This is a genomic window from Achromobacter pestifer, assembly GCF_902859625.1.
Classification (GTDB): domain Bacteria; phylum Pseudomonadota; class Gammaproteobacteria; order Burkholderiales; family Burkholderiaceae_B; genus Achromobacter; species Achromobacter pestifer.
On the sequence record NZ_CADIJX010000006.1, the window covers coordinates 224,091 to 232,951 of the forward strand.

Annotated in this window: 11 protein-coding genes and 1 riboswitch; of the genes, 7 read left to right on the forward strand and 4 right to left on the reverse strand. The window is 62.3% G+C overall.

What is annotated here, in order from left to right; translation table 11 throughout:
• Window positions 1–46 precede the first annotated feature (46 nt).
• A riboswitch (yybP-ykoY riboswitch) is annotated at window positions 47–224 on the forward strand.
• A gap of 4 nt (window positions 225–228) precedes the next feature.
• The 3 genes from mntP (at window position 229) to HV753_RS22870 (ending at window position 2,549) form a co-directional block, all read left to right on the forward strand.
• A complete protein-coding gene (gene mntP / locus HV753_RS22860) occupies window positions 229–792 on the forward strand; it encodes a manganese efflux pump MntP (RefSeq protein ID WP_175176864.1) in 564 nt (187 codons plus the stop codon).
• 146 nt (window positions 793–938) lie between these two features.
• The gene (locus HV753_RS22865; protein WP_175176865.1) at window positions 939–1,853 is read left to right on the forward strand and encodes a PhzF family phenazine biosynthesis protein; all 915 of its coding nucleotides are present in this window, start codon (window positions 939–941) and stop codon (window positions 1,851–1,853) included.
• Window positions 1,854–2,114: 261 nt separating this feature from the next.
• Window positions 2,115–2,549: a GNAT family acetyltransferase gene (locus HV753_RS22870; protein ID WP_175176866.1), complete on the forward strand. Its 435-nt coding sequence runs from the start codon at window positions 2,115–2,117 to the stop codon at window positions 2,547–2,549.
• 71 nt (window positions 2,550–2,620) lie between these two features.
• On the opposite strand, the gene HV753_RS22875 is transcribed toward HV753_RS22870, so the two are convergent.
• Both HV753_RS22875 and HV753_RS22880 read right to left on the reverse strand, forming a co-directional pair.
• Window positions 2,621–3,574: a M14 family metallopeptidase gene (locus HV753_RS22875; protein WP_175176867.1), complete on the reverse strand. Its 954-nt coding sequence runs from the start codon at window positions 3,572–3,574 to the stop codon at window positions 2,621–2,623.
• Between the two features lie 10 nt (window positions 3,575–3,584).
• A complete protein-coding gene (locus tag HV753_RS22880; protein ID WP_175176868.1) occupies window positions 3,585–4,583 on the reverse strand; it encodes a Bug family tripartite tricarboxylate transporter substrate binding protein in 999 nt (332 codons plus the stop codon).
• A 133-nt stretch (window positions 4,584–4,716) separates the two neighbouring features.
• Here HV753_RS22880 and HV753_RS22885 point away from each other — a divergent pair, with 133 nt between their 5' ends.
• The 3 genes from HV753_RS22885 to HV753_RS22895 all read left to right on the forward strand — a co-directional run bounded on the left by HV753_RS22885 (window position 4,717) and on the right by HV753_RS22895 (window position 6,898).
• On the forward strand, window positions 4,717–5,604 hold the full coding sequence (locus HV753_RS22885; RefSeq protein ID WP_175176869.1) for a MurR/RpiR family transcriptional regulator: 888 nt from the start codon (window positions 4,717–4,719) through the stop codon (window positions 5,602–5,604).
• Between the two features lie 208 nt (window positions 5,605–5,812).
• On the forward strand, window positions 5,813–6,067 hold the full coding sequence (locus HV753_RS22890; RefSeq protein WP_175176870.1) for a hypothetical protein: 255 nt from the start codon (window positions 5,813–5,815) through the stop codon (window positions 6,065–6,067).
• Window positions 6,068–6,304: 237 nt separating this feature from the next.
• On the forward strand, window positions 6,305–6,898 hold the full coding sequence (locus HV753_RS22895) for a BPSL1445 family SYLF domain-containing lipoprotein (RefSeq protein ID WP_175176871.1): 594 nt from the start codon (window positions 6,305–6,307) through the stop codon (window positions 6,896–6,898).
• 64 nt (window positions 6,899–6,962) lie between these two features.
• On the opposite strand, the gene HV753_RS22900 is transcribed toward HV753_RS22895, so the two are convergent.
• Both HV753_RS22900 and HV753_RS22905 read right to left on the reverse strand, forming a co-directional pair.
• Window positions 6,963–7,196: a hypothetical protein gene (locus HV753_RS22900; protein ID WP_175176872.1), complete on the reverse strand. Its 234-nt coding sequence runs from the start codon at window positions 7,194–7,196 to the stop codon at window positions 6,963–6,965.
• Between the two features lie 115 nt (window positions 7,197–7,311).
• Complete coding sequence (locus HV753_RS22905; protein WP_006226939.1) at window positions 7,312–7,782, reverse strand: Lrp/AsnC family transcriptional regulator; 471 nt, start codon at window positions 7,780–7,782, stop codon at window positions 7,312–7,314.
• 160 nt (window positions 7,783–7,942) lie between these two features.
• On the opposite strand from HV753_RS22905, the gene HV753_RS22910 reads away from it, so the two are divergent.
• Window positions 7,943–8,854 carry a DMT family transporter gene (locus HV753_RS22910; RefSeq protein WP_175176873.1) on the forward strand — a complete coding sequence of 304 codons (912 nt, stop codon included), beginning with the start codon at window positions 7,943–7,945 and terminating at the stop codon, window positions 8,852–8,854.
• Window positions 8,855–8,861: the final 7 nt, after the last annotated feature.

Consider the following 8,861-nt stretch of genomic DNA (forward strand, 5'->3'; position numbering starts at 1 on the left):
GATAGGGTACTCGACAGGGGCGCTGGGCCGGGGCATTTGGTACACTTCAGCCATCTTTGGGGAGTAGCCTGCTTTCCGCCCTGCGGAAAGAGTTTGCGTCAACATTCTTGACCTTTCGGTCATGGCGCAGCGGCCGGTTCGGCATGGCGAGACCACGGACTTTTCCGTAGCCTTGTCCGGGCGATATGGAAGAGTCTGTGCGTGTCGCCCGGACGGAGCCATCCAACAGTGAATCCCCTCTCTACCCTTATCCTGGCCTTTGCCATGTCGACCGATGCGTTCGCCGCCGCGGTGGGCAAGGGCGCGTCCCTGCATAAACCCCGCTTGTCCGAGGCGCTGCGCACGGGCCTGATTTTTGGGGTCATCGAAGCCATTACTCCCGTGATTGGTTGGGCGCTGGGCTCCGTCGCGGCAAAGTTCGTTGCGGACTGGGACCATTGGATCGCGTTCTGTATGCTCTGCGTGCTGGGCGGCATGATGATCCGCAACGGCTACAAGGAAGACGTCGAAGAGGCCGCTCCGGTCGTGCGTCATTCATTCTGGCTGCTTGCCGCCACGGGCTTTGCCACCAGCATCGACGCAATGGCCGTGGGCGTCAGCCTGGCCTTCATCGACAACAACATCTTTGTGACGGCAGCGGCCATTGGCTTGGCCACCATGCTGATGGTCACGATTGGCGTCATGGTCGGACGCCTGGTGGGCAGCGTCGCGGGCAAGCGCGCCGAAATACTGGGCGGCATCGCGCTGATCGGCATCGGCGCAACGATCCTGTACGAACACCTGACAGCCTGATCGACCGGGGGGATGGCGCGGGGGCGGTGGCCGCAAACGCTGCCCCCCCGGCGCTGTTATGGCGCAAGTTGTTCGGTTCTGTGCCTGTCGCGCGTGGGCGGCATGCTTGCATACTGCGTCCTTTCACCCGGACAAGAGAAGCTTGCATGCGCTACCGATACGTCACCGCCGATGTCTTCACCAGCCAGCCCTATAGCGGCAACCCGTTGGCGGTTGTGCTGGACGCCCAGGGTCTGGATACCGCGCAGATGCAGCGCATCGCGCGCGAATTCAATTATTCGGAGACCAGCTTCGTGCTGCCGCCGAAGGACGCCGCGCATACCGCTTGGGTACGGATCTTCACGCCCGACCGTGAAGTGCCTTTCGCCGGGCACCCGAACGTGGGTACCGCTGTGGTGCTGGCGCGCGAGATGACCACGGCGGGGCGGCCGGCACCCGAGGCATTTGTTTTTGAAGAGGCAGCGGGCCTGGTGCGGATCTCGTTGAAGACGGGCGACAAGGGGGTGGAGAGTGTCGAGCTTCTGGCGCCCCAACCCTTGTCGCGCGCCAGCGAGGCGTCCGTGGCCGCAGTGGCTCGGGCGTTGAAGCTGGAGCCGTCCGATATCGATACGTCCGAGCATGCGCCGCAAGTGGTGTCGGTCGGGCTGATATTCCTGGTTGCGAAGTTGAGCAGCCGCGATGCCTTGCGCCGTGCGGCGCCAGACGCTGATGGCTATGCCGCGCTGCTGCCGTTGGATGGCGCGAAGTCCATCTACGTCTACACCACGGAGACGAATGGGGATGTGGTGGATGCGCCAACCGATATCCAAGCCCGGATGTTCACGGGACGCATGACGGAAGATCCGGCCACGGGCAGCGCGACGGCGGCGATGACGGCATTGCGTGCGGCACTGCGCGATGCGGGAACCTTGCGGTTGCGCGTGGGACAGGGCGTGGACATGGGGCGGGCCAGCCTGTTGCTGGCGCATGCCGAGCCTCGTGCGGATGGTGTCTGGGCGGGCGTGGCGGGCCAGGCGGTCATCGTCATGGAAGGGACGCTGCCTGCGCCAGCGGCATCCTGATTCTGTCTTGTCTGGTGCGCGGGGGCTCGTGTATGCTCTTTCGCATGAACGCAATGCCCTTTGCGCCCGCATGCCGGGCAGATAACCGACGAATCACTCGACGTCTACGTTGAGTGGCAAGTCACGTTCAGGCGCTGAGTCTTCAGCGCTACATCCTGAAGGCCACGATACCCCTCGTGGCCTTTTTGTTTGTGCTTCATCTGCTTCCCTCCGCGAGGCGTACCGCCAGGCCTTCGTTTCCCTTTGTCAAAGGAACGAAGCATGTCCCAGCATTTACTGGCCATCCGGCCTTACCATCCCTCCGACGAGTCCGCCATCATTCAACTGTGGCGCGATTGCGGCTTGACGCGGCCGTGGAACGACCCGGTGAAGGACATCGCGCGCAAGCTGACCGTGCAGTCCGATTTGTTCCTGGTGGGAGAGGCCGATGGCGTGGTGGTCGGCACATTGATGGGCGGCTATGACGGCCATCGCGGCTGGATCAATTATCTGGCTGTGTCGCCCGCGCATCAACGGCGCGGCCATGCCACCGTGCTGATGCGGGCAGTGGAGCGTAAGCTGCTGGAGAGGGGATGCCCCAAGATCAATCTGCTGATCCGTTCGGGCAATGTCGCGGTGCGCGGCTTTTACGAATCGTTGGGCTTTCAGTGCGACGAGGTGATCAGTCTGGGCAAGCGCCTGATCCCTGATCTTTGATTGCGACAGATCCGGCACGCGCGCGTGCCGGATCGGTGATGCGCGCCATCAGGCGCGATGGGCGGTGGAGCTTAGATCGCGACGGTCAGATAGACCGCTTCGCGGCCGACGATCGGCATGCGGGTCGGCATGAAGATCATGCAGTTGTCGCACGGTGAACGGATTTCCTCGGTGCCGTTCATGGCGATCAACTCGTCTTTTTGGAAGATCTCGAAGCCGAGGACCGGGCGCGTAAAGCGGAACTCCTCGGACTTCACCATATGCACTTCCAGCAGGCGGTAGCGCTGCGGCGCGGGCGGCGGCGCGGCATCGGCCGGCGCATCGATCAAGCCGGTGTGCGCCAGGAACCGCAGGGTGACGTCGGTTGCCAACGCGGCGGCGGACTGGGCGAAGTGCTGGCCGCATTCCACCACCAATGCACCACCGCTGTCGGACAACGGGTCGCCGTGGTGGCCATAGCCCATGACGCCCGTGCCCGGGAATTTGTGCTGTGGCATGACCAGGTGGACCAGCGGCGCACCGACGGCCGCGGCCAGCGCGGTGTTGCGGTCCATCTCGTTGTAGACCCAGAACGGTTGCACCGGGGCGCGCGTTGAATGGATGTCCAGCACGAAATCAGCGGCGTCCAGCACGGGGCGCAGTTCACGGGCGCGGCGCAGTTCGGGGCTGTCTTCCGTGCCGTCCAGCATGGCGGCCGACCAGATGCGGTTCAGGTTGTGGACCAGCTGGCGGTTTTCGTAGGGCTGGTTGATGTCGAAGGCCTCGTAGGCCTCGACGTGCGCGAAGCTGACCGTCAAGGTGCCGATCTTGGGGCGCACGCCGGTGTCCAGCAGGTGGGTCGCGGCGACCATTCCACAGATTTCGTTGCCGTGGGTGATTGCGTTGATCAGCACATGCGGGCCGGGCACGCCCGACTCGAAGCGATGGACATAGGGAATGCCGGTGTTGCCCTCACGGTAGGCCGAGAGGTCACGAGGCAGGACTTCCAACGGGGCGGTGTCGGGTTCAAACGCGGGATTTTGCATGGGGTGGGGCCTATTCTGGACGGATGCCGGCGCGGTCAATCAGGTCTTTATACAGCGCCAGGCGTTCAGTCATCATGGTGGTGAACTGTTGCGGAGTTTGGTTATCTGGCGGCAGCGCGCCGGCTTTCTCCAGTGCTTGTGGCAGGCCGTCCTGGCCGGCCACGGTGCGCACCGCGGTCAGCAGGGCCTGGATGATGTCCTCGGGCGTGCCGGCGGGCGCGGCCAGGCCGATCCACGACATGGCGTTCAGCACGGGGTAGCCGAGTTCAGCAAACGTGGGCACGTCGGGCAGCGCATCCAGGCGCTTGGGCGCGGCGACTGCCAGGGCCCGCATTTTGCCGACCTGGATGTGGGGCAGGAAGGGCGCCAGGTTGTCCAGCGCGAACTGCGCCTGGTTGGACAGCAGGGCATTGATCAGCGGTGCACCGCCGCGATACGGCACGTGCATGGCCTGCACTTGCAGTGTGTTCTTGAATAGCTCCGCGTTAAGTTGGCCCATGCTGCCGATGCCGGCCGTGGCGTAGTGCAGTTCGTCCGGGCGGGACTTCAGCAGCGCAACGAATTCCGCGAGGGTCTTGGCGGGCACGTCGATGTTCGTCACCAGCACATTGGGGGTGCGAGACAACTGCGTGATGGACGCGAAATCCTTGATCGGGTCGTAGCCCAGGTCGCTGCGCATCAGCGGATTGGCCAAATGCGAGCTTTGCGACGAAGCGACCAGCGTATAGCCGTCCGGCTTGGCGCGTGCCACGCGCTGGCTGCCGATGGCGCCGCCTGCGCCGTCACGGTTTTCGATGATGATCGTGGTGCCCAATGCCTTGCCCAGCGCCTCGGCGTAGATGCGGCCGATCAGGTCGACGGAGCCGCCTGCGGGAAACGGCACGACCAGGGTGATGGGGCGGGAAGGGTAGGTACTGGCCCGCGCGGCCAGGGGCAGCAGGGTGGCGCCCAGGCCGGCAAGGACGAGGCTGCGGCGCATCAAGGACGGCGCAGCGGAGTGGTGCTTCATGAAGCTCTCTTGTGATGACAGTCAGGATGGTCTATGTTGCAATATTCATTGCAGATAGAAATATAAGATGCAATGAAAATTGTGGAATTTGGGGTTATCACCTAGAGCCGCCGCTTACGGAATTGCTGCCATCATGAATCTGAACCAACGCATCGCCACCTACGCCAAGAAGCTCAGCAAGACGGAAAGCCTGCTGGTTGAGGAAATGCAGGCGCGCTACCCCCAAAGTCTGCTGGAATCTGCCACGGCGTTGGCCAAACGGGTTGGCACAAGCGCCTCTACGGTGGTTCGCCTGTTGGCCAAGCTGGGCTATGACAGCTACCCGCAGGCGCAGATGGAGGCGCGTTCGGAGGTGACGGCACGCCTGGCTTCGCCCGGTGAACGCGCGGATGCGGTCAGCGGAGATAACCCGTCAGCGCGGGCCTGCCTGCATAACGCTCTGCTGCATGATCAGCACAATTTGCAAGAGACCTTTGCGGCAATCGACGTCGGGGCGTTTGAGTCGGCCGTACGCTTGCTGACCCAGCGCAAGGGCCGGGTGCATGTGCTGGGCCTGCGGCAAGCCGCGCCGCTGGCCAGTCACGTGGCGCTCTATCTGAATCTGTGCCTGCCGTCGGTCAAGCCGATGGGCGGGGCGGGGCCGATGTTCCTGGAAGACCAGCTGCTTTGGATCGATGCCAATGACGTGCTGCTGGCATTCACCTTCAGGCGTTATTCAGTTGCCACGGCCAATGCGGTGAAGGTCTTTCGGCAGCGCGGCGGCAAAGTGGTGCTGATCACGGACGCGGCATCGGCGCCAGCCGCGGCTTCCGCGGACCATGTGCTGGTCGCGCGCAGCTCCAGCGCATCGCCGTTCGACTCCTATACGGCAGCCTTCTCGGTGTGCAATGCGTTGCTGGCGGCGGTGGCGCAACGTTGCAGGAAAGCACTGAGCGGCGCGCTGGAACGGGGTGAGGATCTGTGGGAGTCGAAATGGATCAGGCCGCCCGGCGAAGGGCCGGCCGGCAAGCAAGGCCTCTGATCCTGTCAGGTTGCCCGGCGATTTGCGGTCATCCAAAGAAATCGCGCAATGGCGTTGAAAACCCCGATTTCGCCCGTTTTTCAGTGTCTGCAAGATGCGTCTGCACTATCCGTCCTAGTGCGCCATAACCCGTTGAAAGGACTGCTTTTCAAGCGCTTTTTTTTTTGGCATATTGCGCCCGAATAGACCCATTTCAGGAGCAAGAAGCATGAGCGCGTGGCCGCAGCGCCATATCGACGGATTTCAAGTGGGATGCGAGATCGTGAGCCTGGACGCCGGCGTGCTGGCCATCGAGGTGACGGTCTGCCGTGCGAGTGATGGCGATTTTCAACAGCGCTGGTCGTTGCCCAGGTTCGTGACGTTCGCTGATGCGGCCGTGGCCAGACGCCACGCCGAACTGGTACTGTCAGGAATCGTTTCGGTCGACGAGGCGACGGGCGAGCCCCGATATGGCATTCTGTAGGGGCGTGGCAAGGGTCGCCGCGGGGTCATGCCGGCTGGTTGGGGCAATTGCCCTACTAAATGTTGCTGGATTACAGTAGCCATGCGAGGCCCAGCAGGTGCATGATGCTTGGAGAGAAGTCCGCGTTGAAGGATGTCGCAATAGGTAGGTTTTGTTTCGTTTATCACAATCGCGTGCCTTGTACCTATGGGTTTGGCCGGTACAGTGGTAGCGGATGACAACAAAAAGGAGAGTTCCATGTTTGATACTTTTCCTGTCCTGCGTCGTGTTGGCCTGGCGGCCGCGACAATCGGTGTAGCGGGTCTGCTGTTCGCAGGCTGCACCACCACCAGTCCTAAAACTTCCGCAACTACGTCGGACAAGCGCGAGTCGATGAATAGCGCGGCCAATGCGACGTTGACCAAGCTGTACGAGGCCTCACCGCAATCCAAGGAATTGGTGGCACGCGCCAGGGGTGTGCTGGTGTTTCCTGATGTGCTGAGCGGCAGCTTCATCGTGGGCGCGGAGCATGGCAACGGTGTGCTGCGTGTGGGTGGCTCCAATGCGGGCTACTACAGCACGACGGCGGGTTCGATCGGCTTCCAGGCCGGCGCGCAATCCAAGGCCATGGTGCTGTTGTTCATGACGGATGATGCGTTGAACAAGTTCCGCAATAGCAGCGGTTGGACCGTGGGTGCGGACGCGACGGTGGCGGTTGTGAATGTTGGCGCGAATGGCCGCATCGACACCAACACGGCACAACAACCCATCGTTGGCTTCGTGATGAACAATGGCGGTCTGATGGCTGGCGTGTCGCTGGCTGGCACCAAGATCTCCAAGCTCGATTGGTAATTCATTGAGCTGAAAACAAAACGCCGCGAAGTTTCCTTCGCGGCGTTTTGTTTTGTGCGGCGGTTCAGCCGAGCAGGGTGTCGCCGTTGTTGCGTACGGCGCTTTCGCGTTGCATTTCGGCTTCTTCGATTTTCGGATCCAGGCCGCGCCAGCGCACGATGTGGCCACGGTCTTGCTCGGGTTCCCAACCCAGCATGCCGTAGCGCGTGATTTCAGTTTCGCCTGTGTCGAATTCCACTTCAAAGTAGCCCTGACGATCGGGTAGCGTGCCGCCGGGGAACCATTCTGTTTCGGGCATGGTTTGCTCCTTGCTAAGCGATGGGAGGGATGCCGGCGCGCATGCGCGGCCGACGTGCTCATTGTGCGGGCGCGGGCGGTATCCCGCAAGTTTCCGAAAGCGTCGCGCGGTATCTTCAGGCGAGCGGGACCGCCGTGGTGTAGAGCACCTGCTTTAGCGCGAAACTGGAGCGGATGCTTGCAACACCGGGGATGCGTGTGATGTGTTCGACGATCAGGCGTTCCAGCGCGTCCACGTCCGGCACCAGCGCGCGGATCAGGTAGTCGGCGTCACCCGACATCAGATAGCACTCCATGATCTCTGGCAGGACGGCGATTTCACGTTCAAAGACGTCGAGGGCTGCCTTGCGTTGCTTATCCAGCGAGATCTGGATGAACACATTGACCTTCAGCCCAAGCTTGCGCGCGTTCAGCAGCGTGACCCGGCGGTCGATCAGGCCTTCGGTTTCAAGCCGGCGCACTCTGGCCAGGCAGGGCGAGGCGGACAGGTTCACGCGGGCGGCAAGTTCCACGTTGGTCAGGCGCGCGTCGCGCTGAAGTTCGTTCAGAATCCGGATGTCAGTGGCATCCAGGTTGATTTCCGGCATAAGTCACCTAAGTGTTATCGATTGGCAGTGCATTTGTGCTGAGGATGTAGTGTATCGAAGTGAATTGAGGTGAAATGTTCTGGGGTTTACCCTATAGACTATTTCTTCCTTTGGTCAATCGGCCAAAGCGCAGAATAATCAAGCGGTAGATTGGGCAGTAATGAGTCAGCAAAGCACGTTGCGTAAGTTCTTGCCGTTGGTGGGCGCGGTCATGATCTGGGGCGGAAATTGGCCCGTCATGAAGCTGGGATTGGCGCACATGAGTCCGCTGTGGCTGGCCGCCAGCCGTTTTGGATCAGCCGCGCTGATCAGTGTGCTGGTGCTGGGCCTGGTGGGGCGCCTGCGGCTGCCGACGCGCCAGGAATGGCCGTTGGTGGCGGGCGTGGCGCTGCTGCAAATGGGCGCCTTCACTGCGTTGGCGTTGTGGGCCTTGCAGTACGTGGCGCCCGGGCGTGCCTCCGTGATTGCATACGCGACCTCGATCTGGGTCATTCCTCTGTCCGCCTTGACCCTGAAAGAGCGTTTGTCGATGGGGCAGTGGTTGGCGACCGCGTTGAGCTATGCAGGCATTGGTGTGATCGTCGCGCCGGCGTTCAGCCCATGGCAGGCACACACGGTCATCGGTCTGGTCATGCTGCTGGGCGCCTCGTTCGCGTGGGCCTGCAACATCATTCAGCTGCGCGGCAACCGTCACGTGCGATTGGGCGCGGACATGATCCCCTGGCAGACCGCCATCGCCACCGTGCCGCTGGCCGCGCTGGCCTGGATGCGTGACGGTGCGCCCAGCTTCCTGGCCGTGCCGGATGCATGGCCCATCATCTTGTACACCGGGCCACTGGCCACCGCGCTGACCTTTATCGTGGTGCTGGGCATGACGCAGAAAATGCCGCCGGTGGCGACGTCCATCGCGATGCTGTGCGTGCCGGTGATCGGTTTGATCGTGTCGTCGGTGGTGTTCCATGAAAGGATCTCTGCCGACCTGGCGCTGGGCTTGTCGCTGATCGGCGCAAGCGTTGTTGCTTCCGCGCTGGCGTCGCGCTTCAAGCGCCCAATGGTGCTGCGTCCTTCCTAGAACGCTC

Bases quoted from the DNA above. Each gene is read 5' to 3' on its own strand.
- HV753_RS22905 (WP_006226939.1), bottom strand. From the start codon at position 7,782: ATGCCGGAAATCAACCTGGATGCCACTGACATCCGGATTCTGAACGAA.
- HV753_RS22910 (WP_175176873.1), top strand. From the start codon at position 7,943: ATGAGTCAGCAAAGCACGTTGCGTAAGTTCTTGCCGTTGGTGGGCGCG.
- HV753_RS22880 (WP_175176868.1), bottom strand. From the start codon at position 4,583: ATGAAGCACCACTCCGCTGCGCCGTCCTTGATGCGCCGCAGCCTCGTC.
- HV753_RS22865 (WP_175176865.1), top strand. From the start codon at position 939: ATGCGCTACCGATACGTCACCGCCGATGTCTTCACCAGCCAGCCCTAT.
- HV753_RS22890 (WP_175176870.1), top strand. From the start codon at position 5,813: ATGAGCGCGTGGCCGCAGCGCCATATCGACGGATTTCAAGTGGGATGC.
- HV753_RS22875 (WP_175176867.1), bottom strand. From the start codon at position 3,574: ATGCAAAATCCCGCGTTTGAACCCGACACCGCCCCGTTGGAAGTCCTG.
- HV753_RS22870 (WP_175176866.1), top strand. From the start codon at position 2,115: ATGTCCCAGCATTTACTGGCCATCCGGCCTTACCATCCCTCCGACGAG.
- HV753_RS22900 (WP_175176872.1), bottom strand. From the start codon at position 7,196: ATGCCCGAAACAGAATGGTTCCCCGGCGGCACGCTACCCGATCGTCAG.
- HV753_RS22885 (WP_175176869.1), top strand. From the start codon at position 4,717: ATGAATCTGAACCAACGCATCGCCACCTACGCCAAGAAGCTCAGCAAG.
- HV753_RS22895 (WP_175176871.1), top strand. From the start codon at position 6,305: ATGTTTGATACTTTTCCTGTCCTGCGTCGTGTTGGCCTGGCGGCCGCG.